Consider the following 24,481-nt stretch of genomic DNA (forward strand, 5'->3'; position numbering starts at 1 on the left):
TTTTTTTTGGCGGGGGGGGGGGCGGGCGGTGGTTTGGTGGCCCCGGGCGCCCCCAGGCCGGGTCACCCGCCACCATCAATTCCATCGATAACCACCATCGCACGCGTTGTCTTCCGCCTTTCCCCCAGCGGCGTAACATTCCCTGCATACACCACGTATCGGGAGGGACCGCCCCATGCTTATCCATCTGCTCACCTGCCTGGCATTGACCGCCGTCACCCTGCACCTGCTCGTCCTCCCGGCCGTGGACATGGCGCGCGCCGCCATTAGTAGCCAATAGCTACCAGCTTCTACATGCACAAACGTTCACTTGAGTTTCACCCGCGTGCGTTCGAAGCTCGTCGCAACGAACATCGACCCTGTTGATGATTCCTTCTGCCCCGGAGACTGCCCCATGATCCGACCTGTCACCCTGAATGTCCGCTTCCCCCGCTTCGGCAAGAATTACTACGTGCAGGACGTGGTGTCGCTGAAGGCACCGCTGCAATTGATCACCAACAACGGTTTCGATTCGGTGCTGATGCCCCAGGCCAGCCAGCACTTCAGCAACGAGGTGGTGGGCCTGAACGACCAGTTCCGCTTCCTCAACAACATTCTGGCCGCCCATCTGCTCGACGCGCCGCAGCCCCGTGGCAACGCCCGGCCTTGAGGCCTCGCCAGTATTTGTAGCATTCCCGATACCTTGATTAGCTTGCTATCTAACTAGTGGGTTCGCAGAATTGCACCTCTTTTCAACGAGTTATTGAAATGCGCATTCTTTCCGCCCTGGTACTTTCCCTGAGCCTCTGCAGCACCGCCGCCATGGCCAACGACGTCGTTGGCGCCGTGGTCGGTGCCGCCGGTGGCGCGGTCGTCGGCAATCAGGTTGGCGGCACCCAGGGCGCGGTCATCGGTGGTGTAGCCGGTGGCGTGCTGGGCGTGGCCGTTTCCAACCTGCTGGAGCATGACCACGGTGGCCACCACCACGATCACGGCGGCCCGGCGCCAGCGCCGATGCACGGCGGCCCAGGCCCAGGCCATGGCCCTGAGCACTTCCACCATGAAGGCGAAGGCGGCCCACGCCCTTGACGAAAAAACCCGGCGAATGCCGGGTTTTTTATGAGTGTTCGCTAGTCACCGGAAGGCCACACCCATTCGTTGCCGGACAAACCGAGCGGTCCCAGGAGATGCCACTGGAACGGCACGCTGGAAACAGACCTGTAGGAGCGGCCCGTGGCCGCGAAGCGCCGCGCGGGCGGCGCGCGGTTTCATAGGCGCAGCAGACACATCGGCTGGCGCTTGATGGCCCCGCGAAAATGGATATGTTCGAAATCGCCGAAGCGGGATACAGAATCCGCGAACATATTCATTACTACGGGTGATGCACACTCACCTTTTCGGCCTTACGCCGACTCACTTTTTTCAGACGCCAAAAAAAGTAAGCAAAAAACGCTTGCCCCTGCTTGGGCCCTCCGCTGCGCTACGGGTCCCCTCCTTCCGGCGCCGCTCAACGGGCAGACGGCACCCGCTATAGAAGCCTGCGGGTTACCGTCTCTTCGGCCTGCGGCCTCGGCCCTTCGGGCAGCCCGTTGATCGACGCCTCCAGTCGGCCCGGGCGCTTTACGGGGCATACAATCAAGATCACAAGCCAGATCAACAGCAAATCAAAAGCCAGAGCAAAAGCCAGAGCAAAAGCAGCAGTCAGCCTGGCTGCGACAGGTGCAGCAACCGATATTGCTGCACACCCCCATCAGCCGGCATCAGCGCCGGCCGCCGATGAAACATCACCCGTACCACCTCCCACCGCGAAGCATCAACCCCCACCACTACCGCCTCCACCGACGAATCCACCAGCCACCCCTCAGCCGCTTCACGCTCAGCCTGCCACACCGCTGACAAATCCCTCCCACGCTCAATCACGACCTTCTGCCGGGTTACGAACGCGGCATGCGCCAACGTCGCCTTGCGACCTTGGAATACAGGCACCCAGGTATTCACAAGCGGCCGCCCAAACGCCCCACTCACCCCTGCAAACCCCGCGCTGGCGAGAAAATCTGCCATGGCCCCGGCATCCGCCCACAGGTAGAACGGCGCATAGGCATTGCCGCTGCCAGCCAGCTCGGCATCCTGCTCGCTGGCCACCAGGAACGCCTTGAACACCAAACCTGGCCAGTCATCGAACAAATGCCCCTTGTCCGCCACGCGCTGGGCAATGGCCGCCATGTCATGCCCCGCAGGAAAGGCAAATTCATACTGCATGGCAATCATGATTGCACCCCTTCCCCATTCATCCGCCCACCCCCAAACGACCATTCCTGCGCCGCCGTAGTAGTGATCACCACCATCACATCCTCAGGGTCCAAATCCACCGCATGCTGTAACCGCCGCACCAACGTCTGGTAAAACGCCCGGCGCGTACCATCGCTGCGCGGCTTGCCGGCGGTGATGGCGATGAGCACAAAGGCGTCGCTGCGCGGGCCGGCCAGGTAGTCGCGGTCAAACAGCAATTCGCCCGGGGCGTGCTGGTGGATCAGCTGGAAGCGGTCGCTGGGCGGCACGTCGAAGGTGTCGACCATGGCCTGGTGGATACCGGTGGACAGCGCCTGCAGGTACTCCGGGGAGCGGCCCTGCAGCAGGGAGATACGCACGAACGGCATGGTTGAAATCCTTGTTGGGCGGTTGACGTCCAGCAGGCTAGCAAGGGACGATACTTCCGAATATCAGATAAACCAGAACAACCAATCCACTTTTTCAGGAATATCAACATGCGCCTGCCGGCCTTCGACCTCGACGTGTTGCGGACTTTCGTCACCGGCGTCGAGCTGGACGGTTTCGCCAAGGCCGCCGAGCGCCTGGGGCGCTCTACCTCGGCGGTGAGCGCGCAGTTGAAGAAGCTTGAAGACCAGGTGGGCGCACCGCTGCTGGTGCGCTCGGGGCGCGGGCTGGTGCTGACACCGCTGGGGGAGTTGCTGCTCAGCCACGCGCGGCGGTTGCTGGCGCTCAATGACGAGATTTTTGGCCACCTGCACGGCACCCAGGCGCAGGGCACGCTGCGCCTGGGAGTGCAGGAGGATTTTGGCGAGCACTTGCTCAGCGAGCTGTTGCAGCGCTTCACCAGCGTGTACCCGCGTATCAACCTGGAGGTGCGGGTGGGGCGTAGCGCCGAGCTGCTACCGCTGATTGAAAGCGCGCGCCTGGACCTGGCGCTGACCTGGGACACCGGCGCCCTGACGCCGTGGGCCACGCGGCTGGGCGACACGCCGATGCAGTGGATAGGCCGCAGTGAGCAGGCGCCCATCCACGAGCCCTTGCCGCTGGTGCTGTTCGAGGCGCCATGTGTGTTGCGCAGCGCTGCCATTCAGGCGCTGGACGCCGCCGGCATCGCCTGGCGCATAGCGCTCACCAGCCCTAGCGTGGCGGGCTTGTGGGCAGCGGTGAGCGCCGGGCTGGGGGTAACGTTGCGCACCCGCGTGGGCCTGCCCGCGCAGCTTCGGGTGATGGCCGGCATGCCGGCGGTGCCGCGGCTCGGGTATGTGTTGCATCGCGCCCGCGAGCAAGGGGGTATGGCGGTGGATGACCTGGCGCGGATGACGGCGCAGGTGATGCACAACAGCTGAAGTCAGCGTTGTTGCGCAGGGCCAGCGCAGCCTTCGGCAGCGGCTACGGGGCGGTCGCGCAGCTGTGCTTCCAGCCTGTCGATGGGCGGCGCGTAGAGGAAGCCGAACGACACGCTGTGGTGCCGGCCCTTGACCTTGTGGTGCATCAGGTGGGCCTGGTACAGGCGCTGCAGATACGGATGCCGCGGGCTGGGGCGCACCGGCCAGTGGCGGTGGACGATGCCGTCGTGGAAGAACACGTAGACCAGCCCATACCCCGCCACCCCGGCGCCGATGCACTGCACCGTGGCGCTGCCCACTACCATCAGGCACACCGCGACCAGCGCCAGCACCAGCAGGAACACGTCGTTGTGCTCCAGCGCGCCCAGCTGCGCCTCGTGATGGGAGCGGTGCAGCCACCAGCCGGGGCCGTGCATGATGTACTTGTGCGCCAGGGTGCCAACGGCCTCCATGGCGAACAGGGTACTGAGGAAGATGAGGAAGTGGGTGATCATGGGGTGGAAGAATACCTGTGTGGCAGGTAAATGTCCCGTGGGTGTACCGGACGCAGCCTGCGGCAGCCTACCGACTGTGGGAGCTGGCTTGCCCGCGAGCTGTTGGGGCCCTAAAAACACACAGGGGAGCCCCCGCCCCCCAAACCCCGGCCCACCCGCCCCCCCAGCCCCAACGCCTTGTGCAACGCCGCAAAATCCTTCAGCAGCTGGGTATCGCCGCTGATCCGGTTCTGCTGCGCATCAAAGCGCGTACGTTCGGCGTCCAGCCAGTCGAGGGTGCTGGCGGTGCCGGCGTTGTAGCGCTCACGCGTAAGCCCCGCGGCACGGCCCGAAGAGGCCTCGATATCACGCAACAGCATCACGTTCTGGCGCTGGTGGCCGTAGCGCGCCAAGGCGGTGTCGGCGTCTTTCAGGGCTTGCAGCACCACGCTGCGGTAATGCGCCTGGGCCTCGTCGCGGCCGGCGGTGGCGCTGTCGACGCTGGCGGCCACGCGGCCGAAGTCCAAGGCGTTCCAGGTCAGGCGCGGCAGCAGCAGCCAGGTGCCGTTGTCCTTGCGCAACAAGTGCGAAGGCTCGGCGGCGCTGAAGCCCAGGTCACCCATCAGCGACAGCTTGGGGAACCAGTCGGCCTTTTTCTCGCCGATTTGCGCGTTGGCCGAGGCCAACTGGCGCTCGGCAGCGCGGATGTCCGGGCGCGCCTTGAGCATGGCCGCAGGGTCGGCCACCGGCACCTGCGCCGGCACCTTGGGCAGGTCCTTGGGCTGGCCCAACTGGGCGTCCAGCTGGCCCGGTTCCTGGCCGCACAGCACCGCCAGCTCATCCAGCGACTCGACGATCTGCGCCTGCAACGGCAAGCGCTGGGCCTGGATGGTCTGCAGCTGGGTGGTCACCTGTTCCAGTTGCAGCTGCGAGGCCACGCCCCGGGCGCGGCGCTGCTGGGTGAGGTCGAGCACCTGGCTTTCCAGGTCGGCGGTGGCGTCCACCACGGCCAGGCGCGCCTGGCGGTCGCGCAGGTCGACATAGGCCTGCACCACCTCGGCGGCCAATTGCACCTGGGCGTCGGCGAGGTCGGCCACCGAGGCCCCGGCGCTGGCGGACGCCGCCTCGATGGCGCGGCGGGTGCCGCCGAACAGGTCCACCTCCCAGCTGGCGTCGAAGTCGGCGAGGTAGAACTGCACCGGGCCACGCCCGCCACCGCCCGCGTCGGTGCCGGTCAGCGACGACAGGTCCGGCGAGCGCATGCGCAGGCTGGTGGCGTTGGCGCTGAGCTTGGGCATGGCGTCGGCCTGCTGGCTGTGCAGGCCTGCGCGCGACTCGCGCAGGCGGGCCTCGGCCGAGGCAATGTCGGGGCTGTCTTTCAGCGCGGCTTCCACCAGCGCGTCCAGCTGCGGGTCGCCCAGGCCGCGCCACCAGTCGGCGGCAGCGGGCGCGCTGGCGGCGCTGGCATCGGCGTGGGGCAGCTTGCCGGCGGCCAGGGTCTTGTCGCCAACCGTGGGCGCGCCGTGGTAATCGGGGCCCACGGTGCAGCCGGCCAGCAGGCCCAGCACCAGGGCTGAAATCAGGGTTTTGTCGATCATGCCGCTGTAGCTCATGGATGGCTCGCCGGTTTTTTCAGAAGAAACGCCAAGGGCACGCAGACCACCAAGGCGATGCCCAGCAGGTAGAAGCATTCGTTGAAGGTCATCACCGTGGCCTGGGTGGCAATGTTGCTGGCCAGCTGCGCCGAGGCCTTGAGCTGCGCCAGCGCCTGGTCGCCGGTCTGCGCCAGGAAGGAGGCCGTCTGGCCGGCCATGTAGTCCTGGCCCTGGGTGCTGTTGGCGGTCAGCGACTCGCGGATGACGTCGTCGTGGTAGGTATTGCGCCGGTCAATCATCACCCCCATCAGCGCCAAGCCGATAGAGCCCCCCAGGTTGCGCGACATGTTGTACAGCCCCGCCGCATCCCCGGCCTCGTGAGTTTCCACCGCCGCCATGGACGCCTGGTTCAGCGGCATCATCGCCAGAATCTGCGCAAAGCCGCGCAGCAGCTGCGAGCCGTAGAAATCATGCCCCACGCTGAGCGCCGTGAGGCCGACGTCCATGGCGCAGCTGATGGCGAACATCACCAAGCCGATGCTCACCAGCCAGCGGCTGTCATAGCGTTGCAGCAGCGCCGGCAGCACCGGCATCAACAGGAACGCCGGCAGCCCCGACAGCAGCATGATCGAACCCGCCTGCTGGGCGTTGTAGCCGGCGACGGTGCCGAGAAACTGCGGCAGCAGGTAAGAGATGCTGTAGATCGCCGCGCCCACCGTCGAGACGATGAGGATGACGCTGGCGTAGCGCGGGTTGCGCAGCAGGCTCAGCCGCACGATAGGCCGTTTCGCGCTCACCTGCCCCACCGCCACCAGGAAGAACCCGAACAACGACAGCAGGCTCAGCCACACGATCATGTGCGACTCGAACCAGTGCTCGCGCTGGCCCTCCTCCAGCACCACGGTCAGGGTGCTCAAGCCCAATGCCAGGCCCAGAATGCCGACCCAGTCGGCCTTGATGAACTGCTGCAGGTCGGCCTTTTCCGGGCGCAGGCCGCTCCACAGCAGCGCCACCAACGCCAGGCTGATGGGCAGGTTGAGGAAGAAGCACCAGCGCCAGCTGGCGTTTTCGGTGAGCCAACCGCCCACCACCGGGCCCATCAGCGGCCCCAGCAGCACGGTCAGGCCGAAGATGGCCATGCCCGCCGACATCTGGTGCTTGGGCAGCCGGGTACGGATGATGGTCTGCGCCGTGGGAATCATCGCGCCGCCGGCAAAACCCTGGCCGATGCGCCCCAGCACCATGCCCAGGAGGCTGGTGGACAGGCCGCAGTACATGGAAAACAGGGTGAAGATGATGGCGTTGCCCATCAGGAAGCGACGCAGGCCGAACACCCGGGTCAGCCAGGCGGCCAGCGGGATCATGACGATCTCGGACATCAGGTAGCCGGTTGAGATCCACGTGCCTTCGGTGCCCGAGGCGCCGATCTGGCCCTGGATCTGCGGCAGCGCCGAGTTGGTGATGGAGATGTCCAGCGTCGCCAGCAGCGCGCCCAGCGAGCCGGCGGCCACGGCCACCCAGTCACTGAGCGAGGCGTTGGCTTCGCGCGGCGCGGCAGCCGGTGCTGTCAGCACCTCAGCCATGGGTGCGCACGTCCACGTCGACGGTTACCGACAGGCCTGGCACCAGCACCTTGCGCACGTCATCGGGCACGTCCATCTGGATGCGCACCGGCACCCGCTGGACGATCTTGGTGAAGTTGCCGGTGGCGTTCTGCGACGGCAACAAGGCGAACTGCGAACCGGTGCCCGGCGACAGGCTGTCGATATGCCCGGCCAGGTCCTGGCCCGGCAGCGCGTCCACGTGCACGGTAACCTTCTGCCCGGGGCGCATGTCGCCGATCTGGGTTTCCTTGAAGTTGGCGGTCAGGTACAGCGCCTGCACCGGCACCACGGTGAGCAACCGCGTGCCCGGCTGGGTGAACTGCCCTACCCGCACGCTGCGGTCGGCCACGCGGCCGGCCAGGGTGCTGACCACGGTGGTGTCGTCCAGGTCCAGCTGCGACTGGCGGGCGCTGGCCTGGGCCACCACCAGCTGCGCGCGGGCCTGCTGCAGCTGCGCCTTGAGGATGCCGGTGCGCGTCTGCGCCGACTCCAGCGCTGCCTGGCGGGCGGCCTGGCTGGTGCTGGCCTGGGCCAGTTTGTTGGTCAGCTCGGCCAGGCGTTCTTCGGTCTCGGCGCCGGACTTGGCCAGCGGCGCGTAGCGGTTCACCTCGGCGCGGGCGTGCTGGGTGTCGGCGCCCGCCCCGGCCAATTCGGCACGGGCCTGGGCGATGCTGGCGTCCTGCTGCACCAGGTCGGCCTGGGCCTTGGCAACGTCAGCCTCGCGCGAGGCCACGGTGGCCAGCGCCTCGTCCAGCGCGGCCTGGTATTTGCGCGCGTCCAGGCGCACCAGCGGCTGGCCCACGTCGACGGTCTGGTTGTCGGCCACCAGCACCTCGGTCACGTAGCCGCCCACTTTCGGCGCCACGGTCATGCTGTCGGCGGCCAGGTAGGCGTCATCGGTGCTTTCGATGAAGCGCCCGTGCAGCCACCAATAGCCGCCCCACACCAGGGCGGCCAGCACCACCAGCAGCCCCAGGCCCATCAGCACCTTGCGCGGGCCGGCGCGCTGGGGCTCCTTGGGGTCTTCGGCCACGGGGGAAAGACGCTCTTGCGGACCGAGAGGACGATCGACGGACATGCCGGGGGCTCCAAAATATTCCAGTTGGTACAAAATGTGACGGTGGCGAATTTATGTCAAGTGATATATTTTGCACCTGACTCACTACAGGCACTTCGACATGGCACGACATCGACCCGCGAAGGAAGGCGGCTACCAGCGCGGCGAAGAGACCCGCTCGCGCATCATCGAGGCCGCCCTCGGGCTGTTCGCCGAACGCGGTTTCGACGGCGCCTCGACCCGCGACATCGCCACCGCCGCCGGGGTCAACGCCCCCGCGCTGCAGTACTACTTCGACAATAAGGAAGGCGTGTATGTGGCGTGCGTGGACCACATTCTCACGCACATCTGGGAGCAGTTGAGCGGCGTGGTCACCCATGCCGAGGTGCTACTGGAAGACGCCGATGCCAGCGACGCGGCCTTGATCGATGCCTACCTGCAGGTGCTGGGCGGCTTCGTCAGTTTCATCCACGACACCCCGCAAAGCAGCGACTGGCGCCGCTTCATGGCCCGCGAACAGGCAGGACTCGGGCCGCCGGCGGCGTTCGAGATGATGAACCAGGGCTTCAACCAGCGCCTGAGCGCGGTGACCCGCGGCATCCTTGGCCGCCTGACCGGCCGCAGCGCCGACGACGAGGTGACCATCATTCGGGCGATGGCCTTCAACAGCCAGGGTATGGCCTTCCGCGTGCTGCGCCGGCCGGTGCTGCGGGCGCTGAACTGGGACACCATCGACCGGGCGCGCATGGAAACCGTGCGCGACACGCTGCTGTCACAGAACCGCCTGACCCTGGAAGCGCTGGTGCGCGAGCGCGACGCTAGCCCATGACCACCTGATTGCGGCCCTGGGCCTTGGCCTGGTACAGGGCCTGGTCGGCGACGTTGAAGCTGTCCTTGGGCAGGCTGCCCGGGGTGGCGAAGGCGGCGCCGATGCTGACCGTGACCTGGCCGAAGTTTGAGCGCTTGTGCTCGATGCCCAGCGCCTGGATACCATGGCGCAACGCTTCCAGCGCGCCCTTCAGCGCGCCCGGCGCCGCACCGCTGGCGAGCAGGCCGAACTCCTCGCCGCCCAGGCGCCCGGCGATCAGGTGGTGCGTGTCGGCCACCGCCTGGATCACCGCCGCCACCTGCCGCAGGCATTCGTCGCCGGCCAGGTGGCCGTAGGTGTCGTTGTACTGCTTGAAGTAATCGATATCCACCATCACCGCAGCCAGCGGCTGCCCCGCCGGGGTCTCCTGCCATTTGCGCTGGATGCTTTCAAGCATGAAGCGGCGGTTGAACAGCTGGGTCAGCGGGTCGATGGCGGTGGCCGTGCGCAGGGTCAGGTCGTTCTCGATCATCGCGCGCAAGTGCCGGAACACCTCACGGCGCGGCTCGTCCAACTCGCCCGGCTGCGGGTCCATGGCGCACAGCGCGCCCACCAGCTCACCACCGGGCGCGCGCAGGGGAATGGCAGCGTAGAAGCGCACGAAGGGCGCCGCGCTCACCAGCTGGCACTCGGCGTAGCGGGCATCCGCGCGCGCGTCCTCGACCACGAACACATCCTGCTGGCGCACCACGTGGTCGGCCAGCGAGCGCCCGCGCGGAATACTGTCCAGCACCACGCCGGCCTCGGCGCGGTAATGCTGGTGCTCGGCGTCCAGCAAAATCACCGCGCTGTAGGCGGTGCCCAGCACCGTCTTGAGAATCGCCACGGCGTGGCGGAAGCATTCGCGCATCACCTGGTCGTCGTGCAGCAGCCATTCGATGATCGCGTGCTCGGGTTCGGGCGGCGCGGCTGGGGCGGTTTGCACACGGCTGGCGGGGCGATCCAGGGGGGAGATGAGACTCACGACATGCCTCTGAACGGATGGGGATGTGATCGTATCGACATGCGTTCGACAAGCTTGAGTCCGGTGGTCGGGTATGGCCTCCCAATTACCTGTAGCAGCGGCCGAAGGCCGCGTCCAGGGCGCCGCGGTGTGCCCGGGCGAACGCGCTCGGGCCCGGACGCAGCCTGCGGCAGCTGCTACGTCGTCAGGGTACCCACTGTGGGAGCTGCTACGTCGTCAGGGTACCCACTGTGGGAGCTGGCTTGCCAGCGAGCTGTTGGGGCCATAAAAGCTCGCTGGCAAGCCCGCTCCCACAAGACAGTTGCTGCTACGTCATCGGGTTTCAGACAAACGTTCAGGGTCAACATGGCCCCCTGTAGGAGCGGTCCTTGGCCGCGAAGGCCTCACCGCGCAGGGCCCGAAATACTGCGGCGCCTGCTTCGCGGGCACAGCCCGCTCCTACAGGTGCCCAACAGACAGTTGCTGCTACGCGGCTCCCTTGTGGGAGCCGGTTCTACCCTCGAACAACTACCACGTAACATCTGACGCCACGCGTAACCGCTAGTTTTCGGCGAAGGAGATATTTCCTACATGGGTCTGGGAATCGTCTGCCTGTAGCAGCGGCCGCAGGCCGCGTCCCGGCGTCAGCTCTCCCCTTCCACATCCTCAAGGCTGAACGTTTCGGTATGGTCGTCGTAGGAGAAGATCTCCGCGTACCGCCCCCAGGTGATCACGCTTTCCAGGGTCTGTTCCACGAACGCTTCGGTCAGCGAATCTTCCAGCTCCTGCTCGAAGCGCACGCGCGGCGCGCGGTGGCCGCGGCGTTCCTGCAGGATCAGGCGGATGCGCGCCGCCAGCGGCACGTTGCGCACCAGGTGTTCGGCGAACAGGGTCTTGCGCTCCTGGGTGCCGAAGTCGGCGAACAGCTTGCCCGGTTCGGTCAGGGTGATGTCGGCGCCCTTGAGCTCCGCGAAGCCCAGGTGTTCGAGCATTTCCGCCACCGGGAACAGATCGTCCACTTCCAGCAGCAGACGCTCGGCCACCATCGGCATGCCGGCGTGGCCGTGGTACGGCTCGGCGGCCAGGGCTTCCATCAGGCCGGCCATGAGGTTGGTGGATACGTCGGGCAACGGGCTGCCGACTTTAAGCTCGGCCCTGCCCTTGCTGGCGTCGGCGCTGCGGCGGTCGGTCATCAGCGCGTAGATGTCGTCGATCATGTTGCGGAAGGTGGGGTCCAGGCGATTGCGCGGGTGCGCGAACGGCACGCGAATCTGCGCCACCACACGGCCCGGGTTGGATGACAGCACCAGAATGCGGTCGCACATCAGCACCGCCTCCTCGATGTTGTGGGTGACGATCAGAATGGATTTGATCGGCAGCTGCTTGTCGCTCCACAGATCCAGCAGGTCGGTGCGCAGGGTTTCCGCCGTCAGCACGTCCAGCGCCGAGAACGGCTCGTCCATCAGCAGCAGCGTCGGGTTCACCACCAACCCCCGGGCAAAGCCCACGCGCTGGCGCATGCCGCCGGACAGCTCGCGCGGGTAGGCGTTTTCGAAACCGTCCAGGCCAATCAGGTCGATGGCCGCCAGGGCCCGTTGGCGGGCTTCCTTGCGCGGCACTTTCAGCGCATGCAGGCCGGCCTCGACGTTCTCCAGCACCGTCAGCCAAGGGAACAGCGCGAAGGTCTGGAACACCATGGCCACGCCCTCGGCCGGGCCGGCCAGTGGCTGGCCGCGGTACAGCACCTCGCCCGAGCTGGGCTCGATGAGCCCGGCGATGATGCGCAGCAAGGTCGACTTGCCCGAGCCGGAACGCCCCAGCAGGCCGACGATCTCGCCTTCGCGCAGGGTCAGGTCGACGTCACTGAGCACTTGCAGCGTCTCCTTGCCCTTGCCGAAACCACGGCTGACGTTGCTCAGCGAGAAAATCTGCGCGGTATTGCCCGGGTGCTGGTTCAAGGTATTCATCTGCGGTTCCCCATTCAATTCATGCGCAGCTTGTTTTCAGCCATGGCGTACATCGGGCGCCACACCACCCGGTTGAACAGCACCACGAACAGCGACATCACCACCACCCCCAGGGTTATCTTGGGGAAGTCGCCGTCTGCCGTGGTCTGCGCGATATAGGCGCCCAACCCGTGTGCCACGACCTTGTCCTGGCCCCAGGCGACGAACTCGGAGACGATGCTGGCGTTCCAGGCACCGCCGGATGCAGTGATGGCGCCAGTGACGTAGTACGGGAAAATGCCCGGCAGCATCACCGTGCGCCACCACTGCCAGCCACGGATGCGGAAGTTCGCCGCCGCCTCGCGAAAATCATTGGGGAAGGCACTGGCCCCGGCGATCACGTTGAACAGGATGTACCACTGCGTACCCAGCACAATCAGCGGGCTCAGCCACACGTCCGGGTTCAGCTGGTACCGCAGGATGACGATGACGAACACCGGGAACAGCAGGTTGGCCGGGAACGCTGCCAGGAATTGCGCCAGCGGCTGCACCTTCTCTGCCCACTTGGGCCGCAGGCCGATCATCACCCCCAGCGGCACCCAGACCAGCGACGCCACGGCAATCAACAGCACCACGCGCAGCAGGGTGATGAGGCCCAGGCCCAGCACATGCAGGCACTCGTCCACGCCCACTTCGCTGCCCACGTACTCGACGATGTGCCACAGCGCATACAGGGTCAGCGCGCCAATGGCCAGGTTCCACACCCAGTCCACCAGCCGCGACGCCGCCGGGTTGGCGCCGGCGCGGCGGTGGCGGCGCGGCAGGCTGAAGCGGCGGTTGCCCAGGCGGCCGATGGTGCGGGTGATAGGCCGCAGCATGCGTTGTACCAGGCGGGTGCGCTGGATCAGGTTGAGCACCCAGGACTCCGGCGCGCCTGCCTGCGAGGCGGTGTTTTCCATGCGGAACTTGTCGGCCCAGGCCACCAGCGGGCGGAACAGGAACTGGTCGTACAGCAGAATCACCACCACCATGGCCAAAATCACATAACCCACCGCCTTCAAGTCCTGCTGCAGGATGGCGGTGGCCAGGTACGCGCCCACGCCCGGCAGGGTGATGGTCTTGTCGCCCACGGTGATCGCCTCGGACGCCACCACGAAGAACCAGCCACCGGACATGCTCATCATCATGTTCCACACCAGGCCCGGGATGGCGAATGGCACGTCCAACTTCCAGAAGCGCTGCCAGGCCGACAGCTGCAGGTTGCTGGCCACCTCCGCCAGGTCGTGGGGCACCATGCGCAGCGACTGGTAGAAGCTGAAGGTCATGTTCCACGCCTGGCTGGTGAATATGGCGAAGATGGCCGCGCATTCAGCGCCCAGCACCCGCCCGGGAAACAGCAGCAGGAAGAAGGTCACGGTGAACGAGATATATCCCAGCACCGGCACCGATTGCAGGATGTCCAGCACCGGCACCAGCAGCTTTTCCGCGCGCCGGCTCTTGGCCGCCAGGGTGCCGTAGACCAGCGTGAACACCAGCGAAGCGGCCATGGCCGCGAGCATGCGTAACGTGGTGCGCACGGCGTATTCGGGCAGGTCGGCGGGGTCCAGGGAAATGGCCTGGGATTGCAGGGTGGAGATCGGCGCCCACGTCTGGTGGGCACCAATGGAGAAGAACAGCAGGAAGCCCACCACCAGCGGCAGGGCCATCAGGTCCCAGCGGTTGGGCAGCAGCCGAAGGGTCGACGCCGGAATGTAGTGACGCAGTACGTTGTTCATGGGGCGAGTTCCGGCGGTAAAAGTCGGCGCTTCGCAGTATAGGTAAGCAATTGTTTCAGCGGCGTAAAACCCGCGTCACGTTTGCCCCACGTTCAGGTTCACGCGCCCTTGCGGTGCTCCACCCGCTGGGCCTTGTAGATACCCGTGTGCCCCGACACCAGGTAACTGGCGACGCACGCCACCGCCGCCAGCGGGCCGATGTCGGCGCCGAACAGCTCCATGGCCATGATGATGGTTGCCAGCGGCGTGTTGGCGGCGCCAGCGAACACGGCGACGAAGCCGATGCCCGCCAGCATCGCGAACGGCAGGTGCACCAGCGGCGCCAAGGCATTGCCCAGGGTGGCGCCGATGTAGAACAGCGGCGTCACTTCGCCGCCCTTGAAGCCTGCGCCCAGCGAGGCCACGGTGAACACCAGCTTGCCGGCCCAGTCCCACGGCGCCACCGGCACCTGGAACGCCTGGACGATACCGGGAATGCCCAGGCCGATGTAGTCATAGGCGCCCAGCGCCCACACTGCCAGGGCGATGACGATACCGCCGGCGAACGGCCGCAGCGGCGGGTAGGCGATCAGGCGTTTCACCAGCGCCCCCAGGCGGTGGGTGGCGGTGGCAAACAGCAGGCCAGCCAGGCCGAACACCACGCCGGCAATCAGCACCGCCACCAGGCTCCAGGCGCCCACCGGGACGATCTCGCCGATGGCGTAGTGCACGTGGTGCACGCCCCACAGCAGGCCGACCTGGTCGGCGACGATGGCTGCCACCATGCACGGGAACAACGCGTCGTAGCGCATGCGCCCGATGGCCAGCACCTCCAGCCCGAACACCGCGCCCGCCAGCGGCGTGCCGAACACCGAGGCAAACCCTGCGGCGATGCCGGCCATCAGGATGATGCGCCGGTCTTCACGGCGCAGGCGCAGCAGGTGCGTGAGCTGGTCGGCCAGCGCGCCGCCCATCTGCACCGCCGTGCCCTCGCGGCCTACCGAGGCGCCGAACAGGTGCGACACCAGGGTGCCGCCCAGCACCAGCGGCACCATGCGCAACGGCACGACGTTTTTCGGGTCATGGATTTCGTCGATCAGCAGGTTGTTGCCCGCCTCCACCGACTTGCCCAACCGGTAGTAGACCCAGCCCACGGCAAAGCCTGCCACGGGCAGCAGCGCGATCAGCCAGCGGTGGCTTTCACGGGTAGCGGTGACGTAGTCCAGGGCAAACAGGAAAAACGCCGAGGCACTACCCGCCAGCACGGCCACCAGGCCCGCCAGCAGCAGCCACTTGGCCAGGTACGGCAACAGCTCGATCTGTTCGAAACGCTTGAATCTTGACATGAAGGGTCAGCCACAAAGAAAAGAAGGTGCCTGACCAGAAGGGGATTTGTTGCGCGTACGCCTACAGCCCCTGTGATCAGGTGTCTGTAGGCATCATCAGCTGCGGCCAGCGCGGCGGTTCAAGGAGGAATGCCATCTCCGAGGCGGCATCATAGCCAAATAGCCAGGGATCACACAACAGCGTAGCAGCGGCCGCGGCCCCTGGACGTACCCGGTTGTTGTGGGAGCTGGCTTGCCAGCGAGCTGTTGCGGCCCTAAAAACTCGCTGGCAAGCCAGCTCCCACAAAGACAGTTGCTACAGGGCTGCTACGGCGACCGTTTCCCATACGGCACGGCGTTCGGCGCCGAGGTAGTCGCGGGCCACGCTTACCGGGGTGTCGAAGCGCAGGTAGGCCAGCGCCTGCGGCTCATGCCGTGGCCAGGTGGGCAGCGCCCGGGTCTGCGGGTTGCCGGTATGGGCGAAGGCGATGAAGCTGTCGCGCATCTGCTCGGACAGCACCTGTTCGGCCGCGGTGAAACTGCCGCGGCCCTTGCCCGGCTGGCCCAGCCCGAACGTGTAGGGAATATCGCTGCCGTGGCACGGCCCGTAGGGCCCGGCGTTGGCATAGTCGAAACGGTAGGCCCACACCGGCGCACCAGCGGCGGCCAGGCGGTCGGCCAGGCGTAACGCCGGCACGCCGACGAAGATGTCGCTGAACAATTCGCGCTGCCAGTCGCCCTCGGCCGCCGTGGTCTGCTGGTAGGTGCGCTGCACCTGCGCCCAGGTGGCGTCGCCGACCTTGGCCCGCACCCGCGCCGGCAGGCCTTCCAGCAGGTTCACCGCCTGGCCGGCGACGAACAGCCCGCTTTCGTCACGGCAGTGGCCAATCAGCGTCGGCACCGGGTTGAGGTGGTCCAGCGGGTGCCCCGGCAGCAAGCTGCCATCCACCGCCGGGTGGTAGGCCTCGCCGCCCAGCAGCGGCGTATTGGACTGCGCCGCCACCTTGATGAACAGGTTGTTCAACTCGGCCACCGGCATCTGCTGCAACTGCGCAGCATCCACGCCCCCCACCTGCAGTACCTGCTGCAGCACCTGTGCCGCCTCCTCGGCCTGGAACAGCGGCCGCGCGCCACCGCTCTGGATGATCGCGCGGGCGAACAGGCCCTTGGCCGCCGGCGCTCCCAGCAGGCAGCCGATGGACATGGCACCGGCCGATTCGCCCATCACCGTCACGTTGTGCGGGTCGCCGCCGAAGGCGCTGATGTTCTCGCGTACCCAGCGCAGTGCGGCAATCTGGTCCTGCAGGCCGAGGTTGGCGGCGCCCGGCTCCGGGTGCACGCCCAGGTAGCCAAAGCCGCCCATGCGGTAATTCACCGTGACGAACACCAGGTCGCCGCGCCGGGCGTAGTCGCTGCCGTCGAAACGTGGGTCGCCACCGCTGCCCAGCACAAAGGCGCCGCCGTGCAGCCACACCAACACCGGGCGCACGTGCTGCGCCGGGCTGGCGGGCGCCCAGACGTTCAAGTAAAGGCAGTCCTCCTCACCCTTGGGTTTGTCCTGCAGCACTGGCGGGTACGGTTGCTGGACTGCCCACGGGCCGTAGGCTTCGGCCTTGAGCGGCGCGTACCAGGCCTGCAGCGGCTGGGGCGCCTTGAAACGCAACTTGCCCACGGGCGGGCGGGCGAACGGCACGCCCTTCCAGGCGCGGGTGCCGTCGGCCTGCTGCTGGCCTTGCAGCACGCCCTGGGCCACGGTCACCTGCGTGGGCGAGGCGGTATCGGCCAGGGCGAACGGCGGCAACAGGGCAACGGTGGAAACGCTGAGGCAGTGCTGGAGAAAACGGCGGCGGGATGATTCGTGGGGCATCAATACCTTCCTTGGAGCGTCATGCTCCTTGCTTGTTGTTATAGGCCGCAGGCGGCTTCAACAGAATAGGTAGTGAGCTAATGACTCGACAGGAACTGAATTGACAACAGGGCGATCAGCGAACGCTTTAGGGCACGGCCGGAGGGGGGGGCGCGATGGTGGGTGCGTGGCTCCCCTAAGGCGGCCTGGCTGTGGGAGTGGGCTCTGCCCACGAAAAACGCACCGGGTAGCGTCAGGTATGACGCGGTGATCTTTTCGCGGGTAGAACCCGCTCCCACAGCCATGGGGCCGTTGGGGTCAGGCGGTCAGCGTTGCGCCGCCGTCCACCACCAGGTCCTGCATGGTCACGTGGCTGGCCAGGTCCGAGGCCAGGAACAGCACCACGTTGGCGATCTCGTCCGGCGTGGCGATCTTGCGCAGCGGGATGCCCAGCTTGTACTGCTCGGGCAGGCCGGCCACCAGGCGCGTGAAGCCCTGGGCGCCGCCGACCATGTCGCGCAGCATCGGCGTGTCAGTGCTGCCCGGCGACACCAGGTTGCAGCGCACACCATGGGCCGCCAGTTCCAGGCCAATGCAGTTGTTCAGCGCCACCATGGCCGCTTTCGAGGCGCAGTAGGCCGCCATGTTCAGGCGTGGCACGTGGGCGGCGTTGGAGGCGATGCTCACCACCGCGCCCTGGCCCTGGGCCTTGAACACCGGCACCAACTGGCGGAACAGGTAGAACGGCCCGGAGACGTTGACGTCGAAGCAGGCCTGCCAGTCATCCACCGACAGCTCGTCGCTATTGCCCAGGCGCAGCACGCCGGCACCGTTCACCAGCACGTCGATGCGCGGGTGCTGGCCGAGCATTTCCTGGCACACCTGCTCCACGGCGATGGGGTCGGTGACGTCCAGCACCACGGTCTGGAAGCTGTATTCGGGCTCATTGAAGGCGCGGTCGAAACCGATCACCTGCGCGCCAGCTGCCTGGAAACGCAGGGCCACCTGCAGGCCGATGCCCTGCCCCGCGCCGGTCACCCACACGCACTTATTGGTAAAATCCATTGCAACTACTCACGGCAAGCCGCCCCACACTCGGGGCGGCGGGTAATAGGGAAATCAGGCGGCCTGGCGCTTGGCCGACAGCACTGCCAGCCAGCCGGCCAGGGTGGGTTTGCTGGCCAGTTCAGCGAAGCTGACGTCCAGGCCCTCGCGCTGCCAGTTGCCGATCAGCGTCATCACTTGCACCGAGTCCAGGCCGTAGTCCATCAGGTTGTCGTCAGCACTTGGCTCGCCGTCGTCGGCGTCCAGGAACGGCGTCAGCTGGGCCAACAGCCAGGCCTGGTCCAGCACCTGGCCCTGCTGGCCGACGATGCTCTGCACGTCGGTGACGAAGCCCGAACGGGTGGCAACGTAACGCAGCGCCATGCGGTGCTCTTCCTCGGAGAAGTCGGCCAAGGCATCGCCAACGAAGAACGGCTTGATGTCACGCATGAACGCCTCGGTGGCGCTGACCATGCAGCCGATGTGGGCGTACACGCCACAGATGATCAGCTGGTCGCGCCCGCCTTCCTTGATCATCTGCTCCAGCGGCGAGCGAATGAACGCGCTGTAGCGCCATTTCACCAGCACCGTGTCTTGCGGCAGCGGGCGCAGCGGGGCCACCACCTGCTGCACCTGGCGGCTGGCGGTGGTCAGGCCCGGGCCCCACATGTCGTTGAGCAACGCGCGGTCCTGAGGGCTCTGCTCGGACGGCTGCGCGGTGTACACCACCGGGATGCCCTGGGCATGGCACCACGCGCGCAGGGCCACGACGTTGGCCACCAGCTGGGCAACCAGCGGGCTGTCCTCGCCGTAAAAGTCGAGGAAGTATTCCTGCATGTCGTGAATCAGCAGCACCGCGCGCGACGGGTCCAATGCCCAGTTGACCTTGTTGGCCGGAAAGCTTGCGACCGTGGGCATGGGGTAGCTGGCGAGTTTTGGAATAGCCATGGGTAAAGCCTTATGCGGATGCGTTGTCGAGGGCTGCGCGCAGGGTTTCGCGCAGCTGCTTCTTGTTGATCTTGCCGACGGCGGTCAAGGGCAGCTCGGCCATGAACTGGAAGCGGTCGGGCAGCTTGTAGTCGGCCACGCCCTGGGCGCGCAGGTATTTGCGCAGGTCCGAGGGTTTCAGGGCAGGGTCGTTGGCCACCACGCAGGCGCAGCTCTTCTCGCCCATCAGCTCGTCGGGAATGGCCACCAGCGCCACGTGGGTCACGGCCTGGTGGTGCAGCAGCAGGTTCTCGATTTCCTCGGCGGCGATTTTCTCGCCGCCGCGGTTGATCACGTCCTTCACCCGCCCCACCACTTTCAGGTAGCCGTCGGCGTCCTGCTGCACCACGTCGCCGGAGTAGTAGAAGCCGTCGGCGTCGAACACCTGGGCGTTGTGCTCGGGCGCCAGGTAGTAGCCGCGGAAGGTATACGGGCCACGGGTGGCGAGCATGCCCGGCTCACCCGCCGGCACTGGCTGGCCTTCCTCGTCGAGCACGCGGACCTCGTCGTCGGCGCTCATGGGGCAGCCCTGGGTAGTGAACACCCGCTCGCCGTGGTCATCCAGGCGCGTGTAGTTCACCAGGCCTTCGGCCATGCCGAACACCTGCTGCAGCTGGCAGCCCAACTCTTCCGGCACGCGGCGCGCCAGGGCCTCGGAGAAGTTGGCGCCGCCCACTTGCAGCACTTTCAGGCTGTGCAGGCGCGCGCGATGCTCGGGCGCGGCGCGCAGCCACAGGGCAACGGCGGGCGGCACCAGCGGCACCCAGTCAACGCCATGGCGCTCGATCAGCGCGAAGCAGTTCAGCGGCTCGGGGTCGCTGGCCATCACCACGCAGCCGCCGGCGATGAACACACCCAGCGCGCCAGGCGAGCTCATGGTGTAGTTGTGGCCAGCCGGCAAGGCGCTGAGGAAGCGCGTGGCCGGGGTCAGGCCGCACAGTTCCACGCTGCGGCGCAGGCTGTAGTAGTAGTCGTTGTGGGTACGCGGGATCAGCTTCGGCGTGCCGGTGCTGCCACCCGACAGCTGGAAGAACGCCACCTGCCCGCCTTCGCTGGGGCTGGCGACGAAGTTGCGCGCAGGGGTTTGCAGGTGCGCCTGCAGGTCGGCGCCGTCGAGCACCACGGTAGCCAGGCTCGGCGCCACGTCGCGCAGTTCATCAAGGAACGCATCGTTGCCGAACAGGCCGTGGCGGGTGGACGCGATCAGCACCTTGGGCTGGATCTGCCGGGCGTAGGCCAGCAGCTCCTGGCGCTGGTGGCTGAACAGCGCGTTGACCGGCGCCACGCCCAGTTTCAACAGGGCGAAGAAGGTGACGTAGAACTCGGCTACGTTGGGCAGCTGCACCAGTGCCGCGTCGTGAGTGCGCAGGCCGCTGGCATGCAGGTAGGCCGCGAGGTTGTCGGACTGGCGGTCCAGCTCGGCGTAGCTGAGGGTGCGCTCACCGCAGATGATCGCCGGGGCGTCCGGGCGCGCCTGCACCTGCTGGGCGAGAATGTCGGTCATTGGCCGGTCCAGCCAGTGACCCTGGGCGCGGTAGTGGGCGGCCAGGTCAGCCGGCCAGGGCGTGAAAGCGATGCTCATGCGCAGCCCGCCTGTGCGTCGAGGCCGCAGGCGGCCAGCATGGTGCCGAGTTTGGCCTGGGTTTCCTTCCATTCCGATTCGGGGCACGAGGCCTCGACGATGCCGGCGCCGGCGAACAGGCGAATGCGGTCATGCTGCACGGTGCCGCAGCGGATGGTCACCACCCACTCGCCGTTGCCGTGGCTGTCGCACCAGCCCACCATGCCACTGAACAGGCCGCGGGTCTCGGGCTCCACCAGTTCGATCAGCTTGCGCGCCAGTTGCGTGGGCGCGCCGCACACGGCTGGCGTCGGGTGGATCTGGCAGGCCAGCTGCAGCGCCGAGGTGTTGGGGTCGCGCAGCTGCCCTTGCAGGGCGGTGGACAGGTGCCACATGGCAGCGGTGCTCAGCAGCGACGGGCCGGCGGGCACGTCCAGCTGGCTGCACACCGGCTCCAGCACGCGGCGGATGTCGTCGATCACCAGGCTGTGCTCGTACTGGTCCTTCTCCGACACCAGCAGCGCCTCGCCCACTTCGCGGTCCTGCACCGGGTCGACGCGGCGCTTGGCGGAGCCGGCCAGGGGGTTGGTGAACACCTGGTCGTCGGTCTTGCGCACCAGCAGCTCGGGGCTCACGCCAATCAGTTCGGCGCCGTCAGCCATGGGCACGCGGAAGTGGTAGCCCGAAGGGTTCTGGGCGGCCAGGTTGGCCAGCACCTGTTCGACGTCCACCGGCTGGGTCAGCTGCACATCGAGCTGACGCGACAGCACGGCCTTGCGAATGGTGCTGGAGCGGAAGTTGGCTATGGCCTGGTTGACGGCGGCCTTGAAGCCGGCTTCGTCGGGAATGCTGCGCTGGTTCAGCACCGCTGGGCGCGTGGCCTCGCCGTGGGCGGCGGCGGGTTGCTGTTCATCGCGCCAGGCGCACTGCCGGGGAATGTACAGGCAGGACGGCTGGGTGGTGTCGAAGGGAATAGCGCCCATCACAATGGGGTTGTCGATGCCGGCCTCGCGGGCCCGCGCCAACGCGGCGCCCACTTCGGCCAGGAACGCGCTGGAGGTCACGCCGCCGCTGCCGGCCGCGCTGCTGATACGACTGAAGATACCTTGGCCGCGCAGGCTGCGCGTGCCGGAACGGAAGAGGAACTGCGCCTCTTTGCTACCGTCTTGCGTACGGTATCGCTCGTTTTCCAGGTGGTGTGTCGTCATGACGTTCGCCTCGTGACTCGTAATGAGAATTGCTATCAATCATGTTAAGGTTATGGATAGCAGGAAACGTTGTCAAACACGAGTGAGGGTCGCCCACAAGGCAAATAGCCATGTTTTCGCCGCCGTTACGCAAGCCATCAAAGCGCCACGCCCCCGTAGCAGCGGCCGCAGGCCGCGTCTCCGGCACCGCGGGGCTTCAGGTGGAACGCGTTGGGGGCGGGACGCCGCCTGCGGCAGCTGCTACGGGGGAAAGGTATCTCTTTGGATACATACTTCCGACACGGTTGTTCTTGCGGCGCCTTACCTCATTGATAAAAATGAGATTTATTCTCCATCAGGGACGCATACCGTCATGCCCATCCGATTCCACCGCCCTTCCCTGCGCGCCGGCCTGTGCCTGCTGGCCGCCTGCCTGCCGCTGCTGGCCGGTACCGCCCGCGCCGACACCGGCTGGCCGCGCACGGTCAGCGGCGAGCATGGCAGCGTGGTGCTCAACCACGCGCCCACACGCATCGTCTCCACCAGCGTGACCCTCACCGGCGCGTTGCTGGCCATTGACGCGCCGGTAATCGCCAGCGGCGCCACCACACCGAACAACCGCGTGGCCGACGACCAGGGTTACCTGCGCCAGTGGGGCGCCGTGGCCAAGGCGCGCAACGTGCAGCGCCTGTACATCGGCGAAGCCAACGCCGAAGCGGTGGCGGCCCAGGCCCCGGACCTGATTTTGATCAGCGCCACCGGCGGCGACTCGGCCATCGCCCTGTACGACCAACTCTCGGCCATCGCCCCGACGCTGGTGGTGAACTACGACGACAAAAGCTGGCAGCAGCTGGAAACCCTGTTGGGCGAGGCCACCGGCCATGAGGCCCAGTCAGGCCGCCTGATCGAAGCCTTCGCCGAGCGCCAGGCGCAGCTGCGCAACTTGCTCACGCTGCCGCCGCAACCGGTGTCGGCGTTCGTCTACAACCCGGCCGCGCGCCAGGCCAACATCTGGACCGCCGCCTCGCCCCAGGGCCAGCTGCTTGAGCAACTGGGCTTCGCCCTGGCCGAGCCCTCCCTGGCCCTGGCCAACAGCCAGAACATGGGCAAGCGCAAGGACATCATCCAGGCCGGCGGCGAGCACATGGCCGATGCCCTCACCGGCCAGAGCTTCCTGATGTTCGCGGCCGAGCCAGCAGACACCAAAGCGGTGCTGGACAACACGCTGCTGGCGCACCTGCCGGCGGTCGGCAGCCAGCGCGTGTATGCCCTGGGCGCCGACACCTTCCGCCTCGACTACTACAGCGCCAACCACCTGCTCGACCGCCTGCAGGCGCAGTTCGGCAAGGCTCAGGCGGCCACGGCGTCGAACTGAACCCTGCGCAGCTGGCGCATGCTCAGCGCCAGCACCAGACCTACCGCCATCGCCGCCAGGCCAAAGGCCAGCGCGGCGTTAGCCGGTAGCAGCCAGGAACCCAGGCTACCCAGCAACGCCGCGCCCAGGGCGTCCCCACTGACGTTCTGGGCGGTCCACAGGCCGTTGACGCGGCCCAGCAGGTGGTCGGGGGTTTGCGCCTGGATCAGCGCGTACTGCAGCAGCGCATTCACCGCACTCAAATAACCGAAACCGGCCAAGCACAACAGCGCCAGCCAGAACGACGGCACCACGCTGAACGCGGCAATGGCGGCGAACGCCAGCAGCGCCGTGGCCAACATGCGCTTGCCCGGGCGCGGCGTGGCCGCCAGGCGGCCGCTGGTGATGGCGCCGATAGCCGCGCCCAGCGGCGTCGCCGCATACATCAGCCCAAGGTGCGTGGGGTCCAGCTGCCAACCCAGGCCCAACGCCGGGTACAGCACGCGCACGGCGCTGGCCAGGGTCAGCAGGGCGCCAATCAGCGCCACAGTGCCCACTACCCGGTTCTCGAACAAAAAGCCGATGCCGGTGGCCAGCGACTTCAGTGGGTGTTCGCGCGGCACCGGCGGTGGTGGCAACGCCGGCAGGCGCAGCAACAGCAGCACGGTGATCAACGTGCCGAACGCCGCCAGGCCATAGTTCCAGGCCACGCCACCAGCGCTGATCAACAGCCCGCCCAGCAAGGGCGAAAGAATCGAGCCGATGCGCACGGTGAGCATGCTGATGGCGCCGGCCTGCACCATGTGCTCGCGGCCCACCAGCGCCGGCGTGGCGGCCAGCAGCGCGGTAACGCCAATGGCGCCGAAGAAGCCGTCCCACAGCGACAGCGCGTAGATGGCCAGCAGCGACGGCTGCGCCAGGCTGGCGTTCAGGCACAGGCCGACAAAGGCAATGCCACAGGTGGAGCGTGCCAACAGGATCAGCCGGCGCCGCTCGTAGCGGTCGGCCAACACGCCGCCGAACATCAGCCCGATGAACATGCCGGTGCCAGCCAGCGTCACGGCCAGGCCAACCTGAAGGGGGGAATGGGTAAGGGCCTGAATCTGCACCGGCATGGCAATTGCCAGCAGCCCCAGGGAGATCAATGACAGCAGGCGGGCGAGGAACACCGCGCGAAACGCCGCGTGGGTGCGCAGCAGGCTGAGGTTGAGAAAAATCGACGGTCTGGCCATGTAACTCCCTTGTATCGACAGGCCTGTATCGATAGGCGAACTACCTATCAAGCGGGCCACATGATAGCATTCGCCAATCAGTCGTATAAACGAATGCTTCGTATTTGTA

The 24,481-nt window shown here is 66.7% G+C and carries 21 protein-coding genes and 1 riboswitch; of the genes, 5 read left to right on the forward strand and 16 right to left on the reverse strand.

Annotated features, from left to right (window positions below):
* The first annotated feature begins 394 nt into the window (after positions 1–394).
* A complete protein-coding gene (locus tag AC0SZ7_RS27750) occupies positions 395–649 on the forward strand; it encodes a hypothetical protein (RefSeq protein ID WP_475507368.1) in 255 nt (84 codons plus the stop codon).
* Positions 650–747: 98 nt separating this feature from the next.
* A complete protein-coding gene (locus AC0SZ7_RS27755) occupies positions 748–1,068 on the forward strand; it encodes a glycine zipper domain-containing protein (RefSeq protein WP_416424914.1) in 321 nt (106 codons plus the stop codon).
* A gap of 612 nt (positions 1,069–1,680) precedes the next feature.
* Here AC0SZ7_RS27755 and AC0SZ7_RS27760 read toward each other — a convergent pair.
* Positions 1,681–2,247 carry a DUF4865 family protein gene (locus AC0SZ7_RS27760; RefSeq protein ID WP_475507369.1) on the reverse strand — a complete coding sequence of 189 codons (567 nt, stop codon included), beginning with the start codon at positions 2,245–2,247 and terminating at the stop codon, positions 1,681–1,683.
* On the reverse strand, positions 2,244–2,636 hold the full coding sequence (locus AC0SZ7_RS27765) for a tautomerase family protein (protein ID WP_475507370.1): 393 nt from the start codon (positions 2,634–2,636) through the stop codon (positions 2,244–2,246). The genes AC0SZ7_RS27760 and AC0SZ7_RS27765 overlap by 4 nt, the downstream gene beginning before the upstream one ends.
* A 108-nt stretch (positions 2,637–2,744) precedes the next feature.
* On the opposite strand from AC0SZ7_RS27765, the gene AC0SZ7_RS27770 reads away from it, so the two are divergent.
* A complete protein-coding gene (locus tag AC0SZ7_RS27770) occupies positions 2,745–3,596 on the forward strand; it encodes a LysR substrate-binding domain-containing protein (protein ID WP_475507371.1) in 852 nt (283 codons plus the stop codon).
* 2 nt (positions 3,597–3,598) lie between these two features.
* Here AC0SZ7_RS27770 and AC0SZ7_RS27775 read toward each other — a convergent pair whose 3' ends face one another.
* From AC0SZ7_RS27775 to AC0SZ7_RS27790, 4 genes are all read right to left on the reverse strand, one after another.
* Positions 3,599–4,090, reverse strand: coding sequence for a sterol desaturase family protein (locus tag AC0SZ7_RS27775; protein WP_475507372.1), 492 nt, complete (start codon positions 4,088–4,090; stop codon positions 3,599–3,601).
* A gap of 110 nt (positions 4,091–4,200) precedes the next feature.
* Positions 4,201–5,667 carry an efflux transporter outer membrane subunit gene (locus AC0SZ7_RS27780; protein ID WP_475507373.1) on the reverse strand — a complete coding sequence of 489 codons (1,467 nt, stop codon included), beginning with the start codon at positions 5,665–5,667 and terminating at the stop codon, positions 4,201–4,203.
* A gap of 11 nt (positions 5,668–5,678) precedes the next feature.
* Positions 5,679–7,247 carry an MDR family MFS transporter gene (locus AC0SZ7_RS27785; RefSeq protein WP_475507374.1) on the reverse strand — a complete coding sequence of 523 codons (1,569 nt, stop codon included), beginning with the start codon at positions 7,245–7,247 and terminating at the stop codon, positions 5,679–5,681.
* Positions 7,240–8,250: an HlyD family secretion protein gene (locus AC0SZ7_RS27790; protein WP_475507423.1), complete on the reverse strand. Its 1,011-nt coding sequence runs from the start codon at positions 8,248–8,250 to the stop codon at positions 7,240–7,242. Before AC0SZ7_RS27790 ends, AC0SZ7_RS27785 begins: the two co-directional genes overlap by 8 nt.
* 196 nt (positions 8,251–8,446) lie before the next feature.
* Between AC0SZ7_RS27790 and AC0SZ7_RS27795 the strand changes: the two genes are divergently transcribed.
* Positions 8,447–9,154 carry a CerR family C-terminal domain-containing protein gene (locus tag AC0SZ7_RS27795; RefSeq protein WP_475507375.1) on the forward strand — a complete coding sequence of 236 codons (708 nt, stop codon included), beginning with the start codon at positions 8,447–8,449 and terminating at the stop codon, positions 9,152–9,154.
* Here the strand turns inward: AC0SZ7_RS27795 and AC0SZ7_RS27800 are convergent.
* From AC0SZ7_RS27800 to AC0SZ7_RS27840, 9 genes are all read right to left on the reverse strand, one after another.
* Positions 9,144–10,157, reverse strand: coding sequence for a GGDEF domain-containing protein (locus tag AC0SZ7_RS27800; RefSeq protein WP_475507376.1), 1,014 nt, complete (start codon positions 10,155–10,157; stop codon positions 9,144–9,146). The two genes, AC0SZ7_RS27795 and AC0SZ7_RS27800, sit on opposite strands and share 11 nt — an antisense overlap.
* Positions 10,158–10,780: 623 nt before the next feature.
* On the reverse strand, positions 10,781–12,103 hold the full coding sequence (locus AC0SZ7_RS27805) for an ABC transporter ATP-binding protein (protein WP_475507377.1): 1,323 nt from the start codon (positions 12,101–12,103) through the stop codon (positions 10,781–10,783).
* Between the two features lie 14 nt (positions 12,104–12,117).
* Positions 12,118–13,857 (reverse strand): ABC transporter permease, encoded by a 1,740-nt coding sequence (locus AC0SZ7_RS27810; protein ID WP_475507378.1) that lies wholly within the window; start codon positions 13,855–13,857, stop codon positions 12,118–12,120.
* 98 nt (positions 13,858–13,955) lie between these two features.
* A complete protein-coding gene (locus AC0SZ7_RS27815) occupies positions 13,956–15,182 on the reverse strand; it encodes a voltage-gated chloride channel family protein (protein WP_475507379.1) in 1,227 nt (408 codons plus the stop codon).
* An 80-nt stretch (positions 15,183–15,262) separates the two neighbouring features.
* A riboswitch (Fluoride riboswitch) is annotated at positions 15,263–15,331 on the reverse strand.
* A gap of 146 nt (positions 15,332–15,477) precedes the next feature.
* Positions 15,478–17,028, reverse strand: coding sequence for a carboxylesterase/lipase family protein (locus AC0SZ7_RS27820; protein ID WP_475507380.1), 1,551 nt, complete (start codon positions 17,026–17,028; stop codon positions 15,478–15,480).
* 297 nt (positions 17,029–17,325) lie between these two features.
* Positions 17,326–18,072 (reverse strand): 2,3-dihydro-2,3-dihydroxybenzoate dehydrogenase, encoded by a 747-nt coding sequence (gene dhbA, locus AC0SZ7_RS27825; RefSeq protein WP_475507381.1) that lies wholly within the window; start codon positions 18,070–18,072, stop codon positions 17,326–17,328.
* 54 nt (positions 18,073–18,126) lie between these two features.
* On the reverse strand, positions 18,127–18,999 hold the full coding sequence (locus tag AC0SZ7_RS27830; protein ID WP_475507382.1) for an isochorismatase: 873 nt from the start codon (positions 18,997–18,999) through the stop codon (positions 18,127–18,129).
* A 10-nt stretch (positions 19,000–19,009) separates the two neighbouring features.
* A complete protein-coding gene (locus AC0SZ7_RS27835; RefSeq protein ID WP_475507383.1) occupies positions 19,010–20,620 on the reverse strand; it encodes a (2,3-dihydroxybenzoyl)adenylate synthase in 1,611 nt (536 codons plus the stop codon).
* Positions 20,617–21,807: an isochorismate synthase gene (locus AC0SZ7_RS27840; protein WP_475507384.1), complete on the reverse strand. Its 1,191-nt coding sequence runs from the start codon at positions 21,805–21,807 to the stop codon at positions 20,617–20,619. The genes AC0SZ7_RS27835 and AC0SZ7_RS27840 overlap by 4 nt, the downstream gene beginning before the upstream one ends.
* Before the next feature lie 352 nt (positions 21,808–22,159).
* Here AC0SZ7_RS27840 and fepB point away from each other — a divergent pair, with 352 nt between their 5' ends.
* Positions 22,160–23,161 (forward strand): Fe2+-enterobactin ABC transporter substrate-binding protein, encoded by a 1,002-nt coding sequence (fepB, locus tag AC0SZ7_RS27845; protein ID WP_475507385.1) that lies wholly within the window; start codon positions 22,160–22,162, stop codon positions 23,159–23,161.
* Here the strand turns inward: fepB and entS are convergent.
* Positions 23,137–24,372: an enterobactin transporter EntS gene (entS, locus tag AC0SZ7_RS27850; RefSeq protein WP_475507386.1), complete on the reverse strand. Its 1,236-nt coding sequence runs from the start codon at positions 24,370–24,372 to the stop codon at positions 23,137–23,139. The two genes, fepB and entS, sit on opposite strands and share 25 nt — an antisense overlap.
* Between the last annotated feature and the right edge of the window lie 109 nt (positions 24,373–24,481).

This window comes from Pseudomonas sp. JC1203, from assembly GCF_056175065.1.